Origin of the sequence: Pelagerythrobacter aerophilus (assembly GCF_003581645.1) — a bacterium.
Taxonomy (GTDB): Bacteria; Pseudomonadota; Alphaproteobacteria; order Sphingomonadales; family Sphingomonadaceae; genus Pelagerythrobacter; species Pelagerythrobacter aerophilus.
Map to the genome: position 1 here is coordinate 370,482 of NZ_QXFK01000019.1, position 24,518 is coordinate 394,999.

General features: G+C 66.0%; 24 protein-coding genes. 10 read left to right on the forward strand and 14 right to left on the reverse strand.

Annotated features, from left to right (window positions below):
- Window positions 1–79: 79 nt before the first annotated feature.
- Window positions 80–607: a MarR family winged helix-turn-helix transcriptional regulator gene (locus D2V04_RS15545; RefSeq protein WP_119514620.1), complete on the forward strand. Its 528-nt coding sequence runs from the start codon at window positions 80–82 to the stop codon at window positions 605–607.
- On the opposite strand, the gene D2V04_RS15550 is transcribed toward D2V04_RS15545, so the two are convergent.
- Genes D2V04_RS15550 through D2V04_RS15575 form a run of 6 tightly spaced genes read right to left on the reverse strand, consistent with a single transcriptional unit; the run spans window position 600 to window position 6,474 of the window.
- Complete coding sequence (locus D2V04_RS15550; RefSeq protein ID WP_324186912.1) at window positions 600–1,010, reverse strand: RidA family protein; 411 nt, start codon at window positions 1,008–1,010, stop codon at window positions 600–602. The genes D2V04_RS15545 and D2V04_RS15550 overlap by 8 nt on opposite strands.
- Window positions 1,007–1,441 carry an acyl-CoA thioesterase gene (locus D2V04_RS15555; RefSeq protein ID WP_119514622.1) on the reverse strand — a complete coding sequence of 145 codons (435 nt, stop codon included), beginning with the start codon at window positions 1,439–1,441 and terminating at the stop codon, window positions 1,007–1,009. Before D2V04_RS15555 ends, D2V04_RS15550 begins: the two co-directional genes overlap by 4 nt.
- Window positions 1,438–2,607, reverse strand: coding sequence for an acyl-CoA dehydrogenase family protein (locus D2V04_RS15560; RefSeq protein ID WP_119514623.1), 1,170 nt, complete (start codon window positions 2,605–2,607; stop codon window positions 1,438–1,440). Before D2V04_RS15560 ends, D2V04_RS15555 begins: the two co-directional genes overlap by 4 nt.
- Window positions 2,607–3,422, reverse strand: coding sequence for an enoyl-CoA hydratase family protein (locus D2V04_RS15565; RefSeq protein WP_119514624.1), 816 nt, complete (start codon window positions 3,420–3,422; stop codon window positions 2,607–2,609). The genes D2V04_RS15560 and D2V04_RS15565 overlap by 1 nt, the downstream gene beginning before the upstream one ends.
- A complete protein-coding gene (locus tag D2V04_RS15570) occupies window positions 3,419–4,177 on the reverse strand; it encodes an SDR family NAD(P)-dependent oxidoreductase (RefSeq protein ID WP_119514625.1) in 759 nt (252 codons plus the stop codon). Before D2V04_RS15570 ends, D2V04_RS15565 begins: the two co-directional genes overlap by 4 nt.
- On the reverse strand, window positions 4,177–6,474 hold the full coding sequence (locus D2V04_RS15575) for a bifunctional salicylyl-CoA 5-hydroxylase/oxidoreductase (RefSeq protein WP_119514626.1): 2,298 nt from the start codon (window positions 6,472–6,474) through the stop codon (window positions 4,177–4,179). Before D2V04_RS15575 ends, D2V04_RS15570 begins: the two co-directional genes overlap by 1 nt.
- A gap of 77 nt (window positions 6,475–6,551) precedes the next feature.
- Between D2V04_RS15575 and D2V04_RS15580 the strand changes: the two genes are divergently transcribed.
- Complete coding sequence (locus D2V04_RS15580; RefSeq protein WP_147391849.1) at window positions 6,552–6,938, forward strand: acyl-CoA dehydrogenase family protein; 387 nt, start codon at window positions 6,552–6,554, stop codon at window positions 6,936–6,938.
- Between the two features lie 52 nt (window positions 6,939–6,990).
- Here D2V04_RS15580 and D2V04_RS15585 read toward each other — a convergent pair whose 3' ends face one another.
- Window positions 6,991–8,457, reverse strand: a complete 1,467-nt coding sequence (locus D2V04_RS15585) for a L,D-transpeptidase family protein (RefSeq protein WP_119514628.1) — start codon at window positions 8,455–8,457, stop codon at window positions 6,991–6,993.
- A 119-nt stretch (window positions 8,458–8,576) separates the two neighbouring features.
- Here D2V04_RS15585 and D2V04_RS15590 point away from each other — a divergent pair, with 119 nt between their 5' ends.
- Window positions 8,577–9,494, forward strand: coding sequence for a DMT family transporter (locus tag D2V04_RS15590; protein ID WP_228766487.1), 918 nt, complete (start codon window positions 8,577–8,579; stop codon window positions 9,492–9,494).
- Here D2V04_RS15590 and D2V04_RS18010 read toward each other — a convergent pair.
- On the reverse strand, window positions 9,491–9,652 hold the full coding sequence (locus D2V04_RS18010) for a hypothetical protein (protein WP_182849789.1): 162 nt from the start codon (window positions 9,650–9,652) through the stop codon (window positions 9,491–9,493). The two genes, D2V04_RS15590 and D2V04_RS18010, sit on opposite strands and share 4 nt — an antisense overlap.
- A gap of 192 nt (window positions 9,653–9,844) precedes the next feature.
- Here D2V04_RS18010 and acnA point away from each other — a divergent pair, with 192 nt between their 5' ends.
- Both acnA and D2V04_RS18015 read left to right on the forward strand, forming a co-directional pair.
- Window positions 9,845–12,517 carry an aconitate hydratase AcnA gene (gene acnA, locus D2V04_RS15595; protein WP_119514913.1) on the forward strand — a complete coding sequence of 891 codons (2,673 nt, stop codon included), beginning with the start codon at window positions 9,845–9,847 and terminating at the stop codon, window positions 12,515–12,517.
- 104 nt (window positions 12,518–12,621) lie between these two features.
- Window positions 12,622–13,191 carry a hypothetical protein gene (locus tag D2V04_RS18015; RefSeq protein ID WP_182849790.1) on the forward strand — a complete coding sequence of 190 codons (570 nt, stop codon included), beginning with the start codon at window positions 12,622–12,624 and terminating at the stop codon, window positions 13,189–13,191.
- A gap of 514 nt (window positions 13,192–13,705) precedes the next feature.
- Here D2V04_RS18015 and ruvB read toward each other — a convergent pair.
- The 3 genes from ruvB to ruvA are packed head-to-tail and all read right to left on the reverse strand — an operon-like array spanning window position 13,706 to window position 15,755.
- Window positions 13,706–14,743, reverse strand: a complete 1,038-nt coding sequence (ruvB, locus tag D2V04_RS15605) for a Holliday junction branch migration DNA helicase RuvB (protein ID WP_119514629.1) — start codon at window positions 14,741–14,743, stop codon at window positions 13,706–13,708.
- The gene (locus tag D2V04_RS15610) at window positions 14,740–15,156 is read right to left on the reverse strand and encodes a DoxX family protein (RefSeq protein ID WP_119514630.1); all 417 of its coding nucleotides are present in this window, start codon (window positions 15,154–15,156) and stop codon (window positions 14,740–14,742) included. The genes ruvB and D2V04_RS15610 overlap by 4 nt, the downstream gene beginning before the upstream one ends.
- A complete protein-coding gene (ruvA, locus tag D2V04_RS15615) occupies window positions 15,153–15,755 on the reverse strand; it encodes a Holliday junction branch migration protein RuvA (RefSeq protein WP_119514631.1) in 603 nt (200 codons plus the stop codon). The genes D2V04_RS15610 and ruvA overlap by 4 nt, the downstream gene beginning before the upstream one ends.
- A gap of 149 nt (window positions 15,756–15,904) precedes the next feature.
- Between ruvA and aroC the strand changes: the two genes are divergently transcribed.
- The 3 genes from aroC to ahpF all read left to right on the forward strand — a co-directional run bounded on the left by aroC (window position 15,905) and on the right by ahpF (window position 19,512).
- On the forward strand, window positions 15,905–16,972 hold the full coding sequence (aroC, locus tag D2V04_RS15620; protein WP_119514632.1) for a chorismate synthase: 1,068 nt from the start codon (window positions 15,905–15,907) through the stop codon (window positions 16,970–16,972).
- Window positions 16,973–17,113: 141 nt separating this feature from the next.
- Entirely contained in the window at window positions 17,114–17,680 is a 567-nt protein-coding gene (gene ahpC, locus D2V04_RS15625) for an alkyl hydroperoxide reductase subunit C (RefSeq protein ID WP_119514633.1), read from the forward strand.
- 245 nt (window positions 17,681–17,925) lie between these two features.
- Window positions 17,926–19,512 (forward strand): alkyl hydroperoxide reductase subunit F, encoded by a 1,587-nt coding sequence (gene ahpF / locus D2V04_RS15630; protein WP_119514634.1) that lies wholly within the window; start codon window positions 17,926–17,928, stop codon window positions 19,510–19,512.
- A gap of 126 nt (window positions 19,513–19,638) precedes the next feature.
- Here ahpF and D2V04_RS15635 read toward each other — a convergent pair whose 3' ends face one another.
- From D2V04_RS15635 to D2V04_RS15645, 3 genes are read right to left on the reverse strand one after another with little or no spacing between them, the layout of a single operon-like run.
- Window positions 19,639–20,220 (reverse strand): Smr/MutS family protein, encoded by a 582-nt coding sequence (locus D2V04_RS15635; protein ID WP_119514635.1) that lies wholly within the window; start codon window positions 20,218–20,220, stop codon window positions 19,639–19,641.
- Window positions 20,217–21,404 (reverse strand): murein transglycosylase A, encoded by a 1,188-nt coding sequence (mltA, locus tag D2V04_RS15640; RefSeq protein WP_119514636.1) that lies wholly within the window; start codon window positions 21,402–21,404, stop codon window positions 20,217–20,219. The genes D2V04_RS15635 and mltA overlap by 4 nt, the downstream gene beginning before the upstream one ends.
- A gap of 28 nt (window positions 21,405–21,432) precedes the next feature.
- Window positions 21,433–22,083, reverse strand: coding sequence for a Tim44/TimA family putative adaptor protein (locus D2V04_RS15645; RefSeq protein ID WP_119514637.1), 651 nt, complete (start codon window positions 22,081–22,083; stop codon window positions 21,433–21,435).
- A gap of 236 nt (window positions 22,084–22,319) precedes the next feature.
- On the opposite strand from D2V04_RS15645, the gene secB reads away from it, so the two are divergent.
- Both secB and murJ read left to right on the forward strand, forming a co-directional pair.
- A complete protein-coding gene (gene secB, locus D2V04_RS15650; RefSeq protein ID WP_119514638.1) occupies window positions 22,320–22,850 on the forward strand; it encodes a protein-export chaperone SecB in 531 nt (176 codons plus the stop codon).
- Between the two features lie 48 nt (window positions 22,851–22,898).
- Window positions 22,899–24,470 (forward strand): murein biosynthesis integral membrane protein MurJ, encoded by a 1,572-nt coding sequence (gene murJ, locus D2V04_RS15655; protein ID WP_119514639.1) that lies wholly within the window; start codon window positions 22,899–22,901, stop codon window positions 24,468–24,470.
- Window positions 24,471–24,518 lie beyond the last annotated feature (48 nt).

The following is a 24,518-nucleotide window of genomic DNA, read 5'->3' on the forward strand; positions in this document are numbered from 1 at the left end:
ATGAAACTTGCAAATGCAATCAATTGGTCGGTCTCAACGGATCCGGGGTAACAAAATTGTGCGAGAAAGGGGGGAGCTGATGCAGGACCCGCGGGAGCTTGGAGATCCCGGAACGGCGGCGTTCCAGCTCGAAAAATATCCGTTCTATCTGCTCAATCGTCTGGTGAGCCGGTACAATCTGGTGATCGAGGCCCGCTTGAAAGCGGTCGGAATAGATATTCCCTACTGGCGGGTGCTCATGGTGCTGGGTGAAAAGAGCCCGCGAAGCGTCGGGCAGCTTGCCGAGGCTGCCGTGATCCCGCTTTCGACCATGACCCGCATCGTCCAGCGGATGGTAACGGCAAGGCTCGTGGCGTGCCGCCCGCTTGAAAGGGACAACAGGGTGGTCAAGGTAACGATGACGGCTGAAGGCAAGCGGAAGCTTTCCGAAGCCCGGACGATCACCGCGCCGGTTTACGCGCAGATCATCCAGGGCTTCTCGATCGAGGATTTCGAGCATCTGACGAACAGCCTCGACCAGATGCACACAAATCTGGAAGTGCTCGTTCCCGGCAGAAGAAACGGTGATTCAGCGGCCGGAACCGAGTCTAGGATCCCGATCAGCTAACGGGGTCGGGAAGTACCGCTGTCGTCTCGATCTCGATACGGGCGCTTGCCTCGACCAGCGCGGTCACCTCGACTACCGTCATCGCGGGGAAGACCTTCCCGATAAACTTTTTGTAGATCTGGCCGATCTCAGCCAGGTTGTTCACATATTCCGCTCTGTCGGTGACGTACCACGTCATTCTCACGATATGCTCCGGCCGCGCACCCGCCTCGGCGAGGATCGCCACAGTATTGACGAGCACCTGCTCGAACTGGCCCACCATGTCTTCCGAGACGAAGCGCTGTCGCTCGTCCCACCCGACGATACCGGCAGTGAATACAAGGCGGCCGTGCGCTGCCATGCCATTGGCGTACCCCCTTGGTCGGTCCCAGCCGGCGGGAAGAAGGGTCTGGTGAGCGGTCAAGCGGAAATCTCCTGTTTTATTTTGGAAAATGCTATCAGCCGTTGCCGCCATTCAGTCGGCCAAGGCTCAGGTCTCATCGTCTTCATGCGGGTTAGGACCTGCGTAAATGTAGCACCGAAGCGGCGTTCTTTCTCGCTCGTCGCAGTGACAGCAAGTACGAGCGACGATCGTCCGACCTCCTCGACGACGACCGCAAGATCCAGCCAGTCGCCGAGACGGCTCGGCGCCGAAAATCCGGCGCGGAGATCGACCGTAGGCAAGGCAAGGCCCATCTCGAGATGAAGCGTCTTGCGTGACACGCCGAGCACCGTGTCGGTCCACTCCTCCACCGCGGCGTCGCACAGCTCGAAGTAGCGCGGATAATAGGCAATCCCGGCGGGGTCACAGTGGGCGAACCGGATCGGATAGCTGACTTGAAAACGCGTGCTCATTTGTTGGCTTCCGCAAGATGAGTGCGCGCGATTACCACTTTTTGTACTTCCGATGCCCCTTCGTAGATGCGCAGGGCGCGCACTTCTCGGTAGAGGCTTTCGACCGGCACGCCGTGGGTCACGCCGAGCCCGCCGAAAATCTGGACGGCTTTGTCGATTACGATCTGGGCGCGGTCGGTGGCGTGGAGTTTCGCGAGCGCGGCTTCGCGACTGTTGCGCTGACCCTTAACGTCCTTGAGCCATGCCGCCCGATAGATGAGCAGGGCCGACGCATCGACATCGAGCACCATTTCGGCGAGCTTCGATTGGGTGATCGGGTTATCCGCGAGTACCCCCTGGCCCAGCTTGCGACCGAGAGCGCGACCTGTGGCTTCGTCCAGTGCCCGCCGCGCGAACCCGAGCGCTGCGGCGCCGACGGTGGTGCGGAATATATCCAGCGTCGCCATCGCCTGCGCGAAGCCGCGACCGCGCTCGCCAAGGAGGGTATCAGCCGCAAGCTCCATATTGGAGAATTGCAGCGTCGCGAGAGGATGCGGCGCGATCACGCGGATGCGCTCGCTCATTTCGAGCCCCGGCGTGTCGGCATCGACGAGGAAAGTGGAGATGCCCTTCGCCCCCGGCGCCTCTCCAGTCCGCGCGAACAGCACATAATAATCCGCGATGCCGCCATTGGAGATGTAGGTCTTGGCGCCGTTGACGAGATAGCCATCCGGCGCTTCGTCAGCTGTGGTTTCCATGGATGCGACATCGGAGCCGGAGCGTGGTTCAGTCAGCGCGAAGGCGGCAATCTTGGTCCCCGCAGCAACGGCAGGCAGGTACGCCTGTTTCTGCGCTTCGGTCCCGAATAGCGTGATGGTCCCGGACCCGAGACCTTGCATCGCGAAGGCAAAGTCCGCGAGGCCCGAATGGCGAGCGAGGGTTTCGCGGATCAGAGCGAGCGAACGGACGTCGAGCGTCTCGTGTACGCCGCCGTAAGCGGCCGGAACGCAATAGCGCAACCAGCCTCCTTCACCCAGCCGGCTGACCAGAGAACGGCAGGCGTCGTCGACGTCCTCTTCCCCATGCTCGTCGCAAAGCTCGGCAGCGCACCAACTCTCCAGCTCATCTGCGAGTTGCCGGTGGCTGTCATCGAAAAAGGGCCAGTCGAGAAAGGAACGGTCCACCATCAGTCGCCCTCGAACTCGGGCTGACGCTTCGCGGCGAAAGCTTCGAACGCGCGCCTGAAATCCTTGGTCGTCATGCAGATCGCCTGGGCCTGCGCCTCCATCTCGATCGCCGTGTCGAGACTGACCGCCCACTCGGTATTGAGCTGTGTCTTGGTAATTCCGTGAGCGAACGTGGGCCCGCTCGCGAGCCCACGCGCGAGTGTAGCCGCTTCATCCACCAGGTTATCGGCGGAGACGAGACGGTTGTGGAAGCCCCAACGCTCGCCCTCCTCAGCGGTCATGGCCCGTCCGCTGAACAGCAGTTCGGACGCCCTGCCTTGTCCGATGATGCGCGGCAGGATGGCGCACGCGCCCATGTCGCAGCCCGCGAGGCCGACGCGGGTGAACAGGAAGGCCGTCTTGGTTTCGGGAGTCGCCAGCCGGATATCGGAAGCCATGGCGAGAATAGCGCCGGCTCCAACGCACACGCCGTCGAGCGCCGCGATGATCGGTTGCGGGCAGGCACGCATGGCCTTGACCAGATCCCCGGTCATGCGGGTGAAGGCGAGCAGTCCCGGCATCTCCATCTCGGTCAGCGGGCCGATGATCTCGTGCACGTCGCCGCCGGAGCTGAAATTGCCGCCGGCACCGGCAATCACAACGACCTTCACTTCGGGAACGTAAACCAGTTGTCGGAACGTGTCGCGCAGCTCTGCATAGCTTTCGAAGGTGAGCGGGTTCTTGCGCTCGGGGCGGTTCAGCGTGACAGTTGCCACTCCGTCCTCGAAGCTCCAGCGGAAATGGACTGGAGCATATTCGTTAGGGTTCAGAGTCATATTTCCCCTCCTGCAACGGCAACGGTCTGTCCGGTGATGGAACGGCTCTCCTTCTGGCACAGCCAGACGACGGCATTGGCAACCTCTACGGGATCGATAAGACGGCCCTGAGGATTGAATTTCGTCAACGCCGCACGCGCATCGTCACGCCCTCGGCCCGTCGTGGCGGCGATGGTGGTGATAGAATCGGCAACGATATCCGTGTCCGTGAAGCCGGGGCAGACTGCGTTCACGGTAAGGCTGGTCTTCGCGAACTCGGCTGCAAGCGCGCGGGTGAGCCCGACAGCGCCGTGCTTCGCCGCCACATAGGGCGCGGTGTATGCATAGCCTTTGAGCCCGGCGGTCGATGCAATGGTGACGATCCGTCCGGCGGACGCGGCGAGCAAGTCGGGAAGCGCAGCCTGGCAGCAATGGAGCAGGGCATCGAGGTTGACGGCCATCGCCCGGCGCCAGCTTTCGGCAGTCACGCGTGCGAAGGGGGCACTGTGCGCAGCGCCGGCATTGTTGACGAGGATGGTGATGGGGCCATGCGCGGCACGAGCGCTCGCGAATGCATTGTCGATTTCGCTGCGAACCGTCACGTCCGCGGGCGCGACCAGTGCCTCTGGAAGATCCACCGCAAGTTGCTCCAGGGGCTCGCGGCGGCGGCCGATGAGGGTGAGCTTCGCGCCCTCCTTCGCGAGTGCACGCGCGACGGCAGCACCAATACCCGTGCCGCCGCCGGTAACGGCCGCATGTTGACCCTGGAAACGCATCACGCCGTCAGCGCCGCTTCTTGTTCGCGCTGAAGATTACGCGTGAGCTGGGCTTGGCCACCGAGATAAGGCGGCGGTACATGGACGCCCCGATAGTCATGGCTCGCGGCGGCACGGAGCGTCCACATCGGATCGATGAGATGCGGCCTGGCAAGCGCAACGAGATCGGCGCGCCCGGCAGCGAGAATAGAATTGACGTGATCGGTCTCGTAGATGTTCCCGACCGCCATCGTCGAGACACGGGCTTCGTTGCGGATCTGGTCGGCGAAGGGCGTCTGGAACATGCGGCCGTAGACGGGCTTGCAGTCCGCCCAGGTCTGGCCGGCGGAAACGTCGACCAGGTCGACACCCTCCTCCCAGAACGCACGGGCAATCTCGACCGCATCGTCCGGCGTGATGCCGAGATCCCCCATCCAGTCGTTGGCAGAGATACGGACCGACATCGGCTTTTCGGTCGGCCAGGCAGCGCGCATCGCGCGGAACACCTCAAGGGGGAAGCGGAGGCGGTTTTCGAGGTTTCCGCCGTATTCGTCAGTGCGCTTGTTGGTGAGCGGTGTGATGAAGCTGGAGAGGAGGTAGCCGTGCGCCGCATGGAGCTCGATCATGTCGAAGCATGCTTCACGCCCCATTTCCACCGCCGCGACGAACTGGTCCCGCACAATCGTCATGTCGCCGCGGGTCATTGGAATGGGCGTCTGGTTACCCGAACTCCACGGGACGTCGGAGGCAGCCATGACAGGCCAGTTGCCGCTCTCCAGCGGCACGTCATATCCTTCCCATCCTACCTTCGTCGAGCCTTTCGGCCCGCTGTGACCGAGCTGGAGACAGAACTTGGCGTGGCTCTGCCCATGGACGAAATCGACAATGCGCTTCCAGGCGTCGCGATGCTGCGGCGTGTACATGCCGGGGCATCCCGGCGTGATGCGCCCGGTCGGAGAAACGCAGGTCATCTCCGTATAAACGAGCCCCGCCCCACCTTGAGAACGCGTGCCATAGTGAACGAGGTGGAAGTCGTTCGGCATTCCGTCCTCGGCCGAATAGGTCGCCATCGGCGAAACGACGACGCGATTCGCCAGCTCCATCTCACGCAACCTGTAAGGCGCAAACATCGGCGGCGCCGGACGATCGGTGGGCGCACCCGTGGCCCTTGACTGAAACCACTGCTCGACGCCTTCTAGCCAGTCCTTGTCGCGCAGGCGCAGGTTCTCGTGGCTCACGCGCTGACTGCGCGTCAGGAGTGAATAGGCGAACTGGATCGGCTCGAAATGAAGGTACCGGCCAAGCGTCTCGAACCATTCGGTTGAATTTCGCGCGCTGTTCTGGAGCTTCAGCACTTCCAGGTTCCGCTCGGCCTGGTATTCCTCCAGCGCCTGATGGCGCGACAGGCCGGGCCTGTTCAGCACCTCGGCAAGCTTGATTGCGTCTTCCAGCGCAAGCTTCGTGCCCGATCCGATCGAGAAATGCGCGGTGTGCGCGGCATCGCCCAGAAGGATCAGGTTCCTGTACGACCAGTTGTCGCAGATGATGCGGCGAAAGTTGAGCCAGGCGTCGGGCCCCTTGAGATGGGCGGCATTGGACATGAGACGGTGGCCGCCGAGATACCTGGCGAAGAGTTCCTCGCAGAAGGCGATCGCCTCGGGCTGGTCCATCCGGTCGAGGTTGAGGCCTTCCCACGTCTCGGGTGCCGTTTCGACGATGAAGGTCGAAAGGTCGTCGTCGAAGCGATAGGCATGCGCCCAGACCCAGCCCGCCTTCGTTTCCTCAAAGGCGAAAGTGAACGCATCGAACACCTGATGCGTACCGAACCAGAAGAACTTGTTCCGCCGCGTCTGAATGTCGACGCCGAATTGCTCCTCATAACGGGTCCGGATACGGCTGTTGGCGCCATCCGCCGCGATCACGAGATCGTAATCGCGCCAGTCGTCGAGATCCGGGCTGGCCTCGTGCTCGAAATGAAGCACGACACCGAGCTCGCGAGCCCGTTCCTGGAGGATGTTGAGCAACCGCTTGCGGCCGATGCCGATAAAGCCATGACCGGACGAGCGGATCGCTTGTCCATGGATATGGACGTCGATGTCGTCCCAATGGGCGAATTCGTCCTGGATGATCTTCCCGCTTACGGGGTCGTTGGCCATCAGATTCTCGACCGTCTGATCGGAGAACACGACCCCCCAGCCGAACGTGTCGTCGGGCCGGTTGCGTTCGAACACCGCGACCTCGTGAGCGGGATCGCGCAGCTTCATCGAAATGGCAAAATATAGTCCGGCAGGACCGCCGCCGAGGCACGCTACACGCATCTCATCTCCTTACTTGTTTTAAACCTAAAACATTTCTTTCAGGGAGGCAATGCCCAACGAGAAGGAGGAGCAATGGAATGCCCCAACCGTCTATGGTGCCATTCGATCGGTCGGCCCCGTTCGCGCTCGACGCACAGCTGCCTGAAACGGGGCGCCTTCGACCGTTCGATCATGACGGAATGGGCTGGCTAGACGTGCTCGGCATAACCATCCGCCCTGAAGTCGGCGAGGCCGATCTCAACTATGTAAGTGGCGGCCTTGTCGCACGTGAAACGGAGCGGTCGATCAGGCTATCGTTCAGTGATGCCGGTGCGGTCGTGCCTCATCATGCACTCGATACATGCTTACGGCACCCCTGCGCAGAGGAGAGGTATCTGCCGAAGCCGGCGACCGGCGAAGGGATCGGTTGCTTCGGCCTTACTGTGCCGAACGCAAGCTCCGATCCCGACGGCAGCAACGTTTAACCTGGCGGCGCCGGCTCCCGGTTTTCGCTGGGATGATGCCGGCGAAACCCCCTCAGGTGGTCTTCATATCGTCGATGATCTGCACCGCTTCCTCGCTCGTACGGCGGGCGCGGTTGGCTTCGCGCGGCTGGTCGAACGCGGCGAGGACCGGTGCGTCGCGGCCATAGATGTCCTTGAAGGTACGCATCTCGCCGTCGATGTCGGTGCCCATCGTGAAATAGGTGATGTAGACCGGCATCCGCGTCGTGAACGGGACCTTGGTGTATTCGCTCGACTTGAGGATCTCGACCGCTTCTTCCGCGGCGATCTTGCGCTCTTCGTCCGAGGTCGGGTTCTTCGCCAGGATCGCCAGCGTGATCGCCAGTTCGCTCGCCCGCTCGGTGCGGATGCAGCCGTGGCTGAGCGCGCGGTTGGCGTTGTTGAACAAGTGGCGCGACGGCGTGTCGTGCAGGAAGATCGCATGCGGGTTGGGCATGTCGAGCTTCATCAGCCCGAGCGAGTTGCCCGGCCCCGGCTGCTGCACCACGGTGACGAAGCCGGTCTCCTTGTCGCGCCAGCCCTTGTAACCATTGGCGCGCGCCCAGCCCGGATTGCCGAGCACCCGCGCGCCCAGCCCTTCGCCCTTCACGATCGACTGCGGCACCGTCCAGGTGGGGTTGAAGATCACCCCTTCGACGATTTCGGCGAGTTGCGGGGTCGCGGTGCGGCCCGGCTTGCCGACGATGGTCTTGTAGGTGCGCAGGATCTTGTCGTTAACCGTCAGCCGGAGCTGGAACTCGGGCACGTTGGTCATCAGGTACTGGTTGCCGAGATCGCGCGCGAGCCAGCGCCAGCGATCCATGTTGGCGCGGATCAGCTTGCGCTTCGAGGTCTGACCCGCCGGAGTCGCGGCCAGTTCGGTCTTGAGCTTGGCGTAATCCGGATGGAGCGGTGCGAGATTCTGCAGCGCGCCCGCGATATCGCCGCTGGCGAGCGCACGGGCCATCACGTCGCCAGTGCGGTAGCGGTCGGGATCGGGATCGACCACGAACCACTGCTTGCGCGCTTCCATCGGCGTGCGGCCATCGCGCATGTCCTCCACCAGCCATGCGAAGGCGCGGCTCGCCACCTGGTCGAGCTGCTCGCCCGGGCCGCCCGCGATCGCCTGGCGCAGCGCCAGCTCGTCGTAGTCGGCCGGATCGAGCCCTTCGGCGCCGATCCCGGCGATGACGGTGGCGAGCTTCTCCGCGTTCGCGACCGTCCAGGGCTGGACCGCCGGCTCGAACTGCTGAACCACTTCCTTGGCGATCGTGCGTACCGGATCGCCGGGCATCGCGACCGGCGGTGTCGGCGCGGGCCGGGCGGGCTGCGCCGGCTCGCCGGCAACGACGTCGCTGTCCGGCCGAACCGGATACTGGCCGACCGCCTGCGATTCCGGCAGGAGGTTCTCCGGCGCCTGCTGCTGCGCCGCCGCTGCGGCGGGATGAAGCGCCGTCAGCGATGCGGCAGCAAGAAGAATCGGCGAAAGTTTGCTGGTCATTTGGTCCTGTCTCTAGCCCCGGGCGCCTCTGGTCGTAGCGAGGGCCGGCGCGAATCTGCCTTAATGAAACATGCGCATCAAGCACCGCGGCTGACTGGCGGCTGAATCGCACATGCCTGATGACGCGCCGCAACACCCGGCCTATGGCCGCTGCGATGCTTCCCGAGCACCGCCAGTTGCCCATCCTCGTCACCGTGGCGGGAATCGCGCTGTTCGCAGCGATGGACGCCTTCATGAAGTCCGCCTCGATAGTGGTCGGCGCCTATAGCGCACTGCTGCTGCGCACCGCGATCGGGCTGGCCGTGGTTGCACCCTTCTGGCTCGGGCTCGGCGGGCGCTGGCCGGCGGGGCGTGTGCTGCGCATCCACCTGAAGCGCGGGATCGTCGTCGCCTTCATGGCCCTGACCTTCTTCTTCGCGCTCGTGCGCCTGCCGCTGGCGGAGGCGATCGCACTGTCCTTCGTCGCACCGCTGATCGCGCTCTATCTCGCCGCGATTCTGCTGGATGAAACGATCGAGCGGCGGGCAGTCGTCGCCGCGCTGCTCGGACTGGCGGGCGTGGTGGTGATCGTCATCGGCAAGCTCGGAACTCAGGAACTCGACCGCGACGCGCTGCTCGGCCTGTCCGCGATGGCGTTCTCCACCCTGCTCTACGCCTGGAATCTGGTCATCCAGCGCGAGCAGGCACTGGTCGCCCGCCCCCTCGAAGTCGCAACTTTTCAGAACGGTATCGTCGCTCTCACGCTCTTGCCGCTCGCACCGCTCCTGTTCGTCACGCCTGAGGCCGCGGCCTTGCGCGACATCGGCGCGGCCGCATTGCTGGCGACGGGCGCCGCCATCGCGCTCGCCTGGGCCTATGCGCGAGCCGAGGCGCAGGTGCTCCTGCCGATCGAATATTCCGCCTTCCTGTGGGCGGCGCTGTTCGGCTGGCTGTTCTTCCGCGAGGAACTGGGCCCCGGTACCGTCGCCGGCGCCGCGCTGATCGTCATCGGCTGCTGGATCGCCGCGCGGCGTCGGCCCGAACAAAGCGCGCTCTAGCGGGCCCGCTCCACCTGCGTGGCTTCGGAAGCCGCGGCCGGTTGCCCGGCGAAGGTCGCGGCAGCCCCGAAGCAGGCTGCCACCGCAAGCGCCCCGGCCAGGGCGGCCGCGCGCACGGTATCGCGCGGATCGGAATCCGCTTTGGGATGGTCGATCATCGTGTCTCTCCAGTCGGCCGCGCACTCGGCTGACGGCCCGTTTCGCAGGACCAATGCCTCGGTGCACCGCGCGGTTCCGGGTGCACGCCCTTGACGCTTCGCGCGCGAACGCGCAGGTGCCGCGGCAAAATCGCGACTCTTTCCGCCGAAGCGCAGACGGTGGACGCCATTCACGAAAGGACGACGCACAGCATGACCCAGGTCGGCAAGGACAGCCTCCAGACCCGCTCCACTCTCAACGTGAACGGCAGGGACTACGCCTACTACTCCTTCGCCAAGGCGGCCGAGCGCGTCGGCGACATCTCGCGCCTCCCGTTCTCGCTCAAGGTCCTGCTCGAGAACATGCTGCGGTTCGAGGATGGCGGCTTCACCGTGGGCGAGGAACACGTCCGCGCGATCGCCGACTGGCAGAAGAACCCGGCGACCGGCGCGGAAATCCAGTATCGCCCGGCCCGCGTGCTGCTGCAGGACTTCACCGGCGTGCCTTGCGTGGTCGATCTCGCCGCCATGCGCGACGCGATCGCCAAGCTCGGCGGCGACACCGCCAAGATCAACCCGCAGGTGCCGGTCAACCTGGTGATCGACCACTCGGTCATGGTCGACGAGTTCGGCCATCCCCGCGCGTTCCACCAGAACGTCGAGTTCGAATATGCGCGCAATGCCGAGCGCTACGACTTCCTCAAGTGGGGTTCCAAGAGCTTCCGCAACTTCTCCGCCGTACCCCCGGGCACCGGCATCTGCCACCAGGTGAACCTCGAGCACATCGCCCAGGGTGTGTGGTCGAGCCAGGACGAGAGCGGCCAGATGGTTGCCTATCCCGACACCTGCGTCGGCACGGATAGCCATACAACCATGGTCAACGGACTTGGCGTGCTCGGCTGGGGCGTCGGCGGGATCGAGGCGGAGGCGGCCATGCTCGGCCAGCCGGTCTCCATGCTGATCCCCGAAGTCGTCGGCTTCCGCCTCGACGGCAAGCTCGGGGAAGGGGTGACCGCGACCGACCTCGTGCTCACTTGCACCCAGATGCTGCGCGCCGCCGGCGTGGTCGGCCGCTTCGTCGAGTTCTACGGCCCGGGCGTCTCGACCCTGAGCCTCGCCGACCGCGCGACGATCGCCAACATGGCGCCCGAATACGGCGCAACCTGCGGCTTCTTCGGGATCGACGGCAAGACACTCGACTACATGCGCCTGACCGGCCGCAGCGAGGAGACAATCGCGCTGGTCGAAGCCTACAGCCGCGAGCAGGGCATGTGGTTCGAACCGGGCAACGAGCCGGTCTTCACCCGGACGCTGGAACTGGACATCGGCGCCGTCGTCCCCAGCCTCGCCGGCCCGAAGCGGCCGCAGGACAAGGTGATCCTCCCCGAGGTCGACGAGCTGTTCAATTCCGACCTCAAGGCACTCTACGGCAAGAGCGAGCCCGCCCGCGTCGCGGTCGATGGCAAGGACCACGACATCGGCGACGGCGACGTCGTGATCGCCGCAATCACGAGCTGCACCAACACCTCCAACCCCGACGTGATGGTCGCCGCCGGCCTGGTCGCCAAAAAGGCCAACGAGCGCGGGTTGAAGCCCAAGCCGTGGGTTAAGACCAGCCTCGCGCCCGGTTCGCAGGTGGTCACCGATTACCTCGCGAAGGCCGGCCTGCAGGAGCATCTCGATGCGATCGGCTTCGATCTCGTCGGTTACGGCTGCACCACCTGCATCGGCAACTCGGGCCCGCTCGCCCCGCCGATCAGCCAGGCGATCAACGGCAACGACATCGTCGCCGCCAGCGTGCTTTCGGGCAACCGCAACTTCGAGGGCCGCGTCAGCCCCGATGTGCGCGCGAACTTCCTCGCCTCGCCGCCGCTGGTCGTCGCATACGCGCTCAAGGGCACGGTCACGGAAGACATCACCGAGACCCCGCTCGGCACCGACCAGGCCGGCAACGATGTGTTCCTGAAGGACGTGTGGCCGAGCAACGAGGAGATCGCCACGATCCGCTCGGGCGCGATCGACCGTGCGATGTTCGAAGCGCGCTATGCCGACGTCTACAAGGGCGACGAGCACTGGCAGGCGATCGACGTGACCGGGTCGGACACCTACCAGTGGCGTCCGGGCAGCACTTACGTCGCCAACCCGCCCTATTTCGAGGGCATGAGCATGACGCCGGCGCCAGTCACCGATATCGTGGATGCCAAGCCGCTCGCGATCCTCGGCGACAGCGTCACCACCGACCACATCAGCCCGGCCGGTTCGATCAAGGAAGACAGCCCGGCAGGCAAGTACCTGATCGAAAACCAGGTCGCGAAGGCGGACTTCAATTCCTACGGCTCGCGCCGCGGCAACCACGAAGTAATGATGCGCGGCACGTTCGCGAACATCCGCATCCGCAACGAGATGGTGCCGGGCGTCGAAGGCGGGTTCACGGCCTATAGCGGCGAGCAGATGGCGATCTACGACGCGGCGATGAAGCACAAGGCGGACGGCACGCCGCTGGTCGTCGTCGCGGGCAAGGAATACGGCACCGGCTCCAGCCGCGACTGGGCAGCCAAGGGTACGATCCTGCTCGGCGTGCGTGCGGTAATCGTCGAGAGCTTTGAGCGCATCCACCGCTCCAACCTCGTTGGCATGGGCGTGCTGCCGCTGCAGTTTGCCGAAGGCGAAACCCGCGAAACGCTCGGCCTGACGGGCGAGGACAGCTTCACGATCAAGGGTCTCGCCGACCTCAAGCCGGCGCAGGACGTCACGGTCGAGGTGACCCGCACCAACGGCGAGAGCTTCACCTTCACCGCCAAGTGCCGGATCGATACTGCCAACGAGATGGAATACTACCGCAACGGCGGCATCCTCCACTACGTGCTGCGCAAGCTGGCGGCCTGAGCCGCCAGCACCGCGCGGGCGCAAAAAAGGGCGGCTCCCTCGCGGGGGCCGCCCTTTCTCGTGGGAGTGGCGAAGGAACTTAGACCGCCTTCACCGCCTTGAATTTGCGCCGCCCGAGCACCGCCGCGGCGGCAAGTCCGAACAGGATCGTCATCGGCGGGGCCGGCACCTGCGTACCGCTGGTGGTGCCGCCCGTGCTGGAGGACGTGCTCGAACTCGTCGAGCTGCTCGTGCTGGAGCTCGTGCTGCTCGAGGTGCTGCTGGATGTGCTGGTCGAGCTGCTGGTGCTCGTGCTGCTGGTGATGTTCCCCGAGGTCGAGGTGCTGGTCGACACGTTGCCCGAAGTCGAAGTCGAGCTCCCCCCGGTGGACGTCGAGGTCGAGCTCCCCCCGGTCGAAGTGGACGTCGAGCTGCCGCCCGACGACGTGGAGGTGGAACTGCCACCTGACGAGGTCGAGCTGCCGCCCGTCGAGGTCGAAGTCGAGCCGCCCGAAGTGGTCGAGGTGACCACGACATTGCCGCCGCTGCTGCTCCCGCCGCCGAAGAAGCCGCCGAAGAACCCTCCACCGAAACCGCCGAAGCCTCCGCTGCCGCCGATTACCGTCACACCGCCGCTGCTGCCGCCCGAAATGGGGGGCGCTGGCGGGAGCGGCACCGGCACCATCGCTACCTGATAGGCCGGTGGGCATTCCTCGTCATAGGCCGGCGCCGGCATGGCAGGCGCAGGTGCGGCCGGGCCGGTCGGCACACATTCCACCTCGCGCTCCACCACGCGGCGCTTGCGCCGTTCCTCGGGCACCGCGCGCTTCACGATCTTGGGTGATTCCTTGATGTAGCGCACCGGCTGCGTCTTGTCCGACTTGTACGACGGCGCGTCGGTGATCTGCTTCTCGGCCACGTGGACCGCGCCGCCTGCGAGCAGCGCGCCGCCGACCGCAGTCACGGACAGTTTCGCCAGAGCCATCTTTACCGACATGACAGGTTCTCTCGTTGCCTCGGAGCTCCGGCAGCCGGCGAACCCGGCCCCAGACCGCTCCTTGTCATGCCATGGGAACCCAACGCGGCTAACGCGGCAATCGTTTTAACCACTTTTCGGAAGCCGCAGCGGAAGAAAACCGGCCAAAATCCGCGGACAGGCGCGACTTGTCCCGCGTTGGGGCGAAAACCGCGGAATTCCTTGCGTTCGCGTTAGGGGTTTTCGTCGAACAAGCCTGACTGCGCGCCCTTGGGCGGTTTCATTTCCAGATGGGTCCAGCCCGATTCGTTGAGGCAGCGCCCGCGCGCCGTGCGGGCCACCAGGCCGAGCTGGATCAGATACGGCTCGATCACTTCCTCGACCGTGTCGCGTGGCTCCGAGAGCCCCGCTGCGAGCGTCTCCACACCCACAGGGCCGCCGCGATAGGTCGTCGCGATCATGGTCAGATAGCGCCGGTCCATCGCATCGAGGCCGAGCCGATCGATCTCCAGCCGGGTGAGCGCCTCATCGGCAACCTTGCGCGTCACCACGCCGTCGCCCGCGACGTGCGCGAAGTCGCGCACGCGCCGCAGCAGCCGTCCGGCGACGCGCGGGGTGCCGCGGCTCCGACGGGCGATCTCGCGTGCGCCCGCTGGGTCGATGTCCATCCCCAGCAGCCGCGCGCCGCGTGTGACGACGAGGTCGAGCTCCTCGTGGGTATAGAAGTTGAGCCGCACGGGGATGCCGAACCGGTCACGCAGCGGCGTGGTCAGCAGTCCCTGCCGCGTGGTCGCGCCGACCAGCGTGAAGGGCGACAGGTCGATCCGCACGCTGCGCGCCGAGGGGCCTTCGCCGATGATGAGATCGAGCGCGCGGTCCTCCATCGCCGGATAGAGCACTTCCTCGACCACCGGATTGAGCCGGTGGATCTCGTCGATGAACAGCACGTCGTGCGGCTCGAGATTGGTCAGCAGCGCGGCGAGATCGCCCGCCTTGGCGATGACCGGTCCGCTGGTAGCGCGGAAACCCACGCCCAACTCCTTGGCGACGATCTGCGCCAGCGTCGTCTTGCCGAGGCCGGGTGGGCCGAAGAACAGCACATGGTCCATCGCCTCTTCGCGCGACCGCGCGCTCTCGATGAATACGCGCAGGTTCTCTCGCGCCGCCTCCTGCCCGATGAACTCGCCGAGCGATTTCGGCCGCAGAGCGGCGTCCACGTCCCCGCTCTGGCGCTCGGGCGCGGTCAGCCGGTCGGGATCGTCGAGGTTCACCGGCCCCTCCCGAAGAACCTGTCGAGACCGAACTTGCCCGATCCCGACGCCGCGAAATGCAGCCCCAGGAACACCAGCACGATCGCCGGCCACCAGCCGCGAAACGGCTCGTTCACATGCACCATGACGACCGCGACGGCGAAGTTGGCAGCGACCAGCAACCCGGCCCAGCGAGTCAGCAGGCCCACGACCAACAGCGCGCCGCAGCCGAACTGAACGGCGACCGAGAACGGCGCGAGCAACCACGGCAAGGGAAAGCCGAACTGGTCCAGGAACTGCACGAACTCGTTCATACGGGCGCGGCTGGTCACGTTGTCCCAGGTCTCGTGCATCAGGAAGCCGCCGGTCAGCGCGCGCAGGCCGAACAAGGTGAGGTCGCTCCAGCGGGAGAGATGGCCGAGTGCGAGCTTCACCCCGCCGCCCTCTTCAGCGCGACGCGGATCAGGTCGCTTTCGCTGGCGTCTTCGCCCAGCTCGCCCTGCGCGGCGGCGACCGCGCGGGCGGCGACGGCGGGTTTGAAGCCGAGGTTTTCGAGCGCCGAGACCGCATCAGCGCTCGCTCCGCCTGCGGGGGTGACCGGCACGGCGCCGACCCCGCCACCGCCCGGCAGCGCGCCTGCCTTGTCCTTCAATTCGTTGACGATCCGGCTCGCCAGTTTCGGGCCTACACCCTGCGCGCGCGCGACCATCGCGGCGTCGCCGCCCGCGCAGGCGGCCTGCAGTTCACCGGTCGAGAGCGCAGAGAGGATCGCCAGCGCGACTTTGCTGCCCACGCCCTGTACCTGGGTCAGCAGGCGGAACCAGTCGCGCTCGGCGCCTTCCGCGAAGCCGAGCAGGCGCATGTCGTTCTCGCTCACCTGCAGATCGGTATAGACCGTGCAGGCCTCGCCCACATCGCCCAGCGCAGCGAGAGTCTTCGACGAGCAGTGGACGAGATAGCCGACGCCCCCGACGTCGATCACCGCCCAGTCCGCGCCGGTTTCGTCGAGCAGGCCCTTCAGCTTCGCAATCATGCTTTGTTCCTGCCGGTGAAAGCCGGGCGCGTCCAGTGCCCTTCGTAGCGCATCCGCAGCTTTCGCCGAGAGACGGACTATTGCGCGCCCAAGGAAAGCGTGTCTCGACTGCGCTCGACACGAACGGCGCTTGGGGTATGACGAGGGCCATGAGCTGGAACACATTCGGGCGGGTCTTCCGCATGACGACCTGGGGGGAGAGCCACGGACCCGCGCTGGGCGCGCTGGTCGACGGGTGCCCGCCGGGGCTCGAGCTTTCCGAACAGCAGATCCAGCCGTTCCTCGACGCGCGGCGGCCTGGGCAGTCGAAGTTCACCACCCAGCGGCAGGAGGCGGATCGGGTGAAGATCCTCTCCGGCACGTTCGAGGGCCGCACGACCGGCACCCCGATCTCGCTGATGATCGAGAATACCGATCAGCGCTCGAAGGACTATTCGGAAATCGCCGCCGCCTATCGCCCCGGCCATGCCGACTATGCCTACGACGCGAAGTACGGCCTGCGCGACTATCGCGGCGGCGGGCGCAGTTCGGCGCGCGAGACGGCGGCGCGGGTCGCGGCGGGCGCGGTGGCGCGGCTGGTGATCCCGGAAGTGACGATTACCGCTTATGTCGTCCAGATCGGCGACGACGCAATCGATCGCGAGGCGATGAATCTCGAAACGATCGGAGACAATCCGTTCTTCTGCCCCGATAGCTGGGCGGCCAAGCGCTGGGAGGCACTGGTGGACCGGGCGCGCAAGGACGGCTCCAGCCTCGGCGCGGTGGTCGAATGCGTGGCCGAAGGGGTACCGGCGGGCTGGGGCGCGCCGATCTATGCCAAGCTCGACGCCGACCTCGCTTCCGCCATGATGGGAATCAACGCTGTCAAGGGCGTGGAGATCGGCGACGGGTTCGGTGCCGCCGCGCTGCGGGGCGAGGAGAACGCCGATCCGATGCGACCTGGCGAGAACGGGCCGGAGTTCGCCGCCAACCATGCCGGGGGCATCGCCGGCGGCATTGCGACCGGCCAGCCGGTGGTCTGCCGTGTCGCCTTCAAGCCGACCAGCTCGATCCTTACCCCGGTCGATTCGATCACCCGCGAAGGCGAGGCGACGCAAGTCCGCACCAAGGGCCGCCACGATCCCTGCGTCGGCATCCGCGGTACTCCGGTGGTCGCTGCGATGATGGCGCTGGTGCTTGCCGACCATAAGCTGTTGCACCGGGCGCAATGCTCATGATGAGTCCGTTGCGCTTTTTGAAAGTTCCAGCACTGTGATCGATTATTCCGATGTTCGCAATCGCACAAAAACGCTTTTGTTGATCGTGCAGGACCTTATCTGAAGCCTCGAGTTTCACCCCAGAAAGAGGATTCACAACAGATGGGTATCATTGGCAGCACGATCCAACCGTTCAAGGCGACCGCCTTCCAGAAGGGCAAGGACTTCTTCGAGGTTTCCGACGAGGACCTGAAGGGCAAGTGGGCCGTGTTCTTCTTCTATCCGGCCGACTTTACGTTCGTCTGCCCGACCGAGCTCGAAGATCTCGGCGAGAAGTATCACCTGCTCCAGCAGATGGGCGTCGACGTCTATGCCGTGAGCACCGACACGCACTTCAGCCACAAGGCGTGGCACGACACGTCGGAGAAGATCGGCAAGCTCGAATACGCTTTCCTCGGCGACCAGAACCACATCCTCGCCAACAACTTCGGCGTGCTGCGTGAAGGCGCCGGTCTCGCCGACCGTGCGACCTTCGTGGTCGATCCCGACGGCGTGATCCAGATCATGGAAATCACCTGCGAAGGCGTCGGCCGCAATGCCAACGAGCTGACCCGCAAGATCAAGGCGGCGCAGTACGTCCGCGAGAACCCGGGCCAGGTCTGCCCGGCGGCGTGGGAAGAAGGCAGCGAAACGCTGGCTCCCTCGCTCGATCTCGTCGGCAAGCTTTAAGGCTTAGCCACCGAACACAGGCACCCGGGCTTCGGCCCGGGTCACGTGGAAGGCCCGGGGCACCTCCCCCCTCCCCCGCCCCGGGCCTTCATACGCCGCGTCCTCCCCGTTATTGCGAGGAGCGCGAGCGATGAAACAATCCATGACCCGAACGCGCCGTCGCATCGGCAGCCAGGTCGCATCGTGGATCGCGGCGCGCCCTTCGGCGGCTCGCAATGACGGCTTACCGAATCAGGAGTTCACCCATGCTCGACACCGCGATGAAGCAGCAGCTTAAGCAGTACCTCGCCAATCTGCGCGAGCCGATCGAGCTCGTCGCTTCCCTCGGCGACGATGCGAAGTCCGGTGAGACCCGCGCGCTCCTGATGGAAATCGCCGAGCTGCACGAGCATGTCTCGGCCCAGTTCGACGGAATGGACGAACGCAAGCCGAGCTTCATCATCCGCCGCGCCCCCGATGCCGAGAAATGGGTCCGCTTCGCAGGCCTGCCGATGGGGCACGAGTTCACCTCGCTGGTGCTCGCGCTGCTCTGGGCCGGCGGCCATCCCCCTAAGGCCGATCCCGAAACCATCGCGGCGATCGAGCGGCTCGAGGGCGACTACAACTTCGAGATGTACTTCTCGCTGAGCTGCCACAATTGCCCCGACGTGGTGCAGGCGCTCACGCTGATGGCGCTGCTCAACCCGCGCATCACCGCGACGCTGATCGAAGGCGGCACCTTCAAGGACGAGGTCGAGGCACGCGATGTGATGGCGGTGCCAGCGACGTTCCTGAACGGCGAGCCGTTCTTCAACGGCAAGATGAGCCTGGAGGACGTGCTGGCGAAGCTCGACACCGGCGCCGGCGAGCGCCAGGCCGCCAAGCTGGCCGAGAAGGAACCGTTCGAAGTGCTGGTGGTCGGCGGCGGCCCCGCCGGCGCCTCTGCGGCGATCTACACCGCGCGCAAGGGCTTCTCCACCGGCATCGCCGCAGAACGCTTCGGCGGCCAGCTCCACGACACGCTCGGGATCGAGAACCTGACCGGCACGACCTATACCGAAGGTCCCAAGCTGGCGGCGCAGCTCGAAAGCCATGTCGGTGAATACGAGATCGACCTGATGGACCGCCTGCAGGCGGAGAAGCTGATTCCCGCCTCGCAGCCGGGCGGCCTGCACGAGGTCGTGTTCGCCAACGGCGCCTCGCTCAAGACGCGTTCGCTGATCCTCGCGACCGGCGCGCGCTGGCGCAATCTCGGCGTGCCGGGCGAAGCCGAATACCGCAACAAGGGCGTGGCCTATTGCCCGCACTGCGACGGCCCGCTGTTCAAGGGCAAGCGCATCGCGGTGATCGGCGGCGGCAACTCGGGCGTCGAGGCGGCGATCGATCTCGCCAAGATCGTCGACCATGTCACCGTGATCGAGTTCGACACCAAGCTGCGCGCCGACGAAGTGCTGCAGGCCAAGCTGCGCAGCATGGACAATGTCGAGGTCTTCACCAACGCGCAGACGACCGAGATCACCGGCGACGGGAGCCGCGTGAACGGTCTCGTCTACAAGGACCGCGCGAGCGGCGAGGAGCACCGCGTCGAGCTGGCGGGCGTGTTCGTCCAGATCGGGCTGGTGCCCAACACCGAGTGGCTCAAGGACAGCGGCCTCGGCCTGAGCAAGTTCGGCGAGATCGAAATCGACGGCGACGCGGCGACCAATCTGCCCGGCGTGTTCGCCGCGGGCGACTGCACGACCGTGCCCTACAAGCAGATCGTGATCGCCATGGGCGAGGGCTCCAAGGCGGCGCTGAGCGCTTTCGACTACCTGATCCGCAACGAACCGGTGGCGGTGGCCGAGGCAGCCTGAGCGCCCTCGCCACCACCGTCATCCCAGCGAAAGCTGGGATCGCGTGCAGTGAGGTGCGACCTGGCATAGACCGACCCCAGCGTGCGATGGGATGACAGAAGGGGGGAAACGCGCGCCCCGTCCGGGTCATCTCCGCCGCTTCAGCACCAAGTAGAGCGCACCGTCGCCTCCGTGGCGGCGGTGCGCTTTTCGTATGGCGGCGATGTCGGATCCGTGCGGGCCGGCGGCGAGCCAGTCGAGGATCTTCGCCCGGATAGCACCGCGGCGGCTGCCGCGGTCGGCGGCGTCGACCGGGCGCGGCTTGCCGGCGATCAACAGGATCACCCGGGCGCCCATGGCCTTGGCCTGAAACAGTCCGCTCTCGAGCCGCGCATGCGCCGCATCGAGCGTATGGCCGTGCAGGTCGAGCGTGAAGTCGGGTGCCACGCTGCCCGCTTTGAAGCGCCGCTCCCAATGCGAATCGAGTCCATCCTCCACCTTGGCGGGAGGGGCACTCGCCAGAGGTCGTTGAAGAGGTACAGGCGGCGTTCCCGGCGTTAGCGGTTTGGTGGATTTGGCCGGCGGTTTCGGAGGCGCTTTGGCCTGAGGCTTCGGGTCGGCGGGCACGGTCCCTGCCCGGGGGCGGAGAGGATGCAGCGGCGTCACGGTGGCGGCGAGGCGTTCCCACGCCGCCTTCTCCGCCTCGCTCAATCCGCGCGGCGCGCTCATCGCCCGTGGAGGCGCGCGACGGTCCCCTTCGGCAGCAGCACCAGCGCCTGGCCGCGCGCGCTCATACCGCCAGCGATCCGCCGTGCATCCTCGCCAGCACCCCAGAACGTATCGAAGCGGTTGGCGCCCTTGATCGCCCCCCCGGTGTCCTGCGCGACCCACAGCCCGCCGGCCTCGGGCCGGTCGACCTGGAGCCACACCGGCGCGCCATAGGGAACGAAGGCGGGATCGACCGCGACGGAGCTTTCGCGCCGCACAGGCACGCCGAGCGAACCGAGCGGGCCGTCGCCCTTCAGCTCCTGGAAGAAGATCCAGCTCTTGTTGAGCCGCATGAGGTCGCGGCCTTCTTCCGGGTGCTTGTGGATATAGGCCATGATGCCCTGCATCGAGCCCGAGTACTGGCCCGGCCCGTCGCCGATCAGTCCGCGCTCGCGCATGACGCGGCCCACGCCGACGTATTCGCGCCCGTTCTGCCCGGCATAGCCGATCCGCATAACGCTGCCGTCCGGCGCGACGAGGCGCCCCGAGCCCTGGATCTGCAGGAAGAAGAATTCCACCGGATCAGCCACCCAGGCAATCTCCAACCCGCGGCCCGCGAGCGCCCCAGCCTCAATCTGCGCCCGGTCGTAATAGAGCGTGAATTTGCCGCTCTCGTCGTAACGGCCGAGCGGCGGGCGGCCGGTGCGCTCGCTTGCGGGTACGTCCTCTGGCCAGGCGCGGACAAGGTCGGGCGGCATGGCATAGACCGGCACGTCGTAGCCGGGGATGCGCGTCCGGCTGCCGCGGATTTCCGGTTCGAAGTAGCCCGTGGCGAAAGCCGCGCCGTCACCGACACGGGCAGTTTCGAAGTACTGCTGGAAGAATTCATGTCCACGGCCCGGAGCCCAGGTGCTCACCGCACCACAGGCCGGACGCCAGTCGTCCGGGCGGGTCAGTCCGCTCGCATCGGGACGGGTCAGCAGCCAGCGGCAGCTTTCACGGAACGAGGCGAGCGCCATGTCGGCATCAGCGGCGCGCAGACCGAGCGAACCCACGTTGGGGCCGGCAGCGACTCCGGCAAGGGCGGCGCTGGTCACACCGGCGGGCGGCGCGGCCGGGCCGGAAGGGCGTGGTCCTCCCCCCTGAGGCACAATCGTACAGCCGGTTATCAGGGCCAGCGCGGCCAGTATCCCCCAGCGGCGCATGCGCGGTCCCTCCCCTTTATGCCTGCAATCAGCCCTCGTCGGTCTCGTCGAGCAGCCAGTCCGGATTGGGCGAGTCGACCATGCGGCTGAAGGTCCACACGTCCCGACTCTCGATCGCATCGTCGAGCGATCCGGCGATCATGTTGTCCTCGCTGTCGCGGGTGACCGCAGCGATGTCGGAGACGAAGTTGACCGCGATCCGCGCCCGTCTGCCGTCGAGCGACGCGCTGTGGATCGTTGCGTCCTCGATCCGGATCAGACGGTTGTCGAGCGTCTCGCCCGCCTCTTCGCGCGCGGTGATCGCAGCGTCGAAGCCGGCGTAGACGTCGTCGTCGCACAGCTCCCGCAGCGTCTCGCGGTCGCCCTTCCAGAACGCCTCGAGCACCATGGCATAGGCACCCTTGGCCCCTTCGAGGAAGGCGGTGAGATCGAAATAGCGGTCGGCAGCAGCAATCTCCTGCACCCCGCGTTCGACCGCCGGGACGACGCCCGCGGCGCGCGGCAGCGGCACGTTCTGACGGTGCACCGGCGCAGCAGCGCGTGGTGCGGCTTGCTTGCCCTTGTCGAACCGCGTCGGAATCGGCTCCTCCTCATGCTCGGCACGGCGGCCGAGAACCGAGTAGAGTCGCATGCCAAGGAAGGCGGCGATCATGGCGAGGATGACGATTTCGTAGATCACAGAAAAGCTGTCCGTTTGCATAGCGGACCGGCCAGACGCCGCATCCGGTTCGATCGTGCCCTAGATAGTGGCAAAATACAAATGGACAACGCGTATCGCCCCGTCTGCGATCCGGCCTGCCCCGCACGACAAGCGCGAGTTGCGGCCCCGCGCGCGTGGTGCTAGGCGCGCGGGCCAGGCTCGCCCCCTTGCCGGGCGGGCGCTCCGTACCATTCTCGACGAAAGCGTATTCCATCATGGCCGACGAAGGCGACGTCCTCACCGATCTCGATCTCGATCCCGCACCCACCGGCAACGGCGCGGACACGCTGCCCGCCGCCGGGATCATCGCGCAGTACGTCAAGGACATGTCGGTCGAAGTACCCAACGCGCCCGAGTGCTTCCAGTGGAAGGACGCGCCGCAGGTCGACGTGCAGTTCAACATCGCCGCCCGCCAGATCAGCGACGAGGTGCACGAGGTCGAACTCAAGATCAACGCCACCGCCAAGGCGGAGAAGGGCAACGTGTTCCTGGTCGAGGTCGCCTATTGCGGCCTTCTGGGCATGCGCAACCTGCCCGAGGATCAGGCGCACGCCTTCCTCTATTCGGAAGCGCCGCGCCTGCTGTTCCCCTTCGCCCGCCGCATCCTCGCCGATGCGAGCCGCGACGCGGGCCAGCAGCCGTTGATGATCGATCCGATCGACTTCAACGGCCTCTACACGCAGCGCCTGCAGCAGAAGCAGCAGGAAGAGGCCGCTGCGGGTGGCACGCCGGCGGGCGAGGCCTGAGCTTCCGCGCCCCTCCCACACAGCGCTAGCGGGAAGGGTACGGGTAGCATGAGCCTGCTCAAGAACGTCGGGACGATCGGCGGGCTGACCATGGTCAGCCGCCTGTTCGGCTTCGCGCGCGACATGCTGCTCGCCCGCGCTCTCGGCGCCGGCGGCGTGGCGGACGCCTGGCAGCTCGCCTTCCAGCTCCCCAACATCTTCCGCCGCCTGTTCGCGGAGGGCGCCTTCGCCAGCGCCTTCGTGCCGCTGTTCAACCGGCGCATGGCAGGCCGCGACGACCTCTCCGAAGCGCGCCGCTTCGCCGAGGAGGTGCTCGCGTTCCTGATCCCGGTGCTGATCGTGTTCGGCGCGCTGGCGCTGATCGCGATGCCGTGGATCGCCGGTCTGTTTGCCAACGAAGGGGTCGAGGGCGACCCCGAGCTGTTCGACCTCGCCGTGCTGATGGCGCGGATCACCTTTCCCTATCTCGCATTCATGAGCCTCGCGACGCTGTTCGCCGCTATTCTCAACTCGCTCTCGCGTTTCGCCGCCGCCGCCGCTGCGCCGATCCTGCTCAACCTATGCATGATCGCGGCACTGATCGCCGGCATGACGCTGGGCGACGGGGTAGAGGCACGCCGCGCGACCGGCGAGCTACTCGCGATCGCGGTCACCGTGTCGGGGCTGCTTCAGCTCGTCTGGCTGTGGGCCTGGGCACGGAAGGCGGGTTTCCGTATGCGACTGGGCCGTCCGCGCATTACGCACGGGGTGAAGGAGCTCGGCATCCTCATCCTCCCGGCCGTGTTCGGCGCGGGCGTCTATCAGATCAGCCGCTTCATCGACCTGTTCTTTCTCTCGACCCTGCCCGACGGCGCCTACACCTTCCTCGCGATGGGCGATCGGCTGAACCAATTGCCGCTCGGGATCGTCGGCATCGCGCTCGGCACTGCGATCCTGCCCTCGCTCTCGCGCCATATCGCGGGCGCCGACCATGACGCGGCCCAGCGCCTGCAGTCGAACGCGATCGAGCTCGCCATGCTGCTCACCGTGCCGGCCGCGGTTGCGCTGTTCGTCACCGGCAGCGCCTTCACCCGCGCGTTCTATACCGGCGGCGCGTTCACCCTGTCCGATGCGATGGCGACCGGCGCGGTGACCTCCGCGCTCGTGGTGGGCCTGCCCGCCTACGTGTTGATCAAGGTACTGGTGCCCAACTATTTCGCACGCAAGGACACGCGCACGCCCGTCTATACCGCGATGGCCGGGCTCGCGCTCAACGTCGCGCTCAACTTCGTCCTCGTGCCCCGCTTCGGCGTCGTCGGGCTCGCGCTGGCGGGATCCGCCGGGGCATGGACCAACGTCGCGCTGCTCTACGCGCTGCTGGCGCGCAAGGGGCACTTCCACATGACAGGGCGAGTCGCCTGGCGCATCGCGCGGATCGCGCTCGCCGCGGCGCTGATGGGCGCGGCGCTGTGGTTCGCGATGCCCTGGGGCGCGGAGTTCTATGCCGGCGGCGTGCTCGAGCGGATCGGATCGATCGCCGCGCTGGTCGCGATCGGCGGGGTGATCTACTTCATACTCGCAGCGCTGCTCGGCGTGCTCGACCGTGCCGCCATCGCCCGGCTGATGCGCCGCGAGGGTTGACATCGCGGGGCCGGAGCCGGAAGCGCTCCCCCTCTTTCATCCAAACAA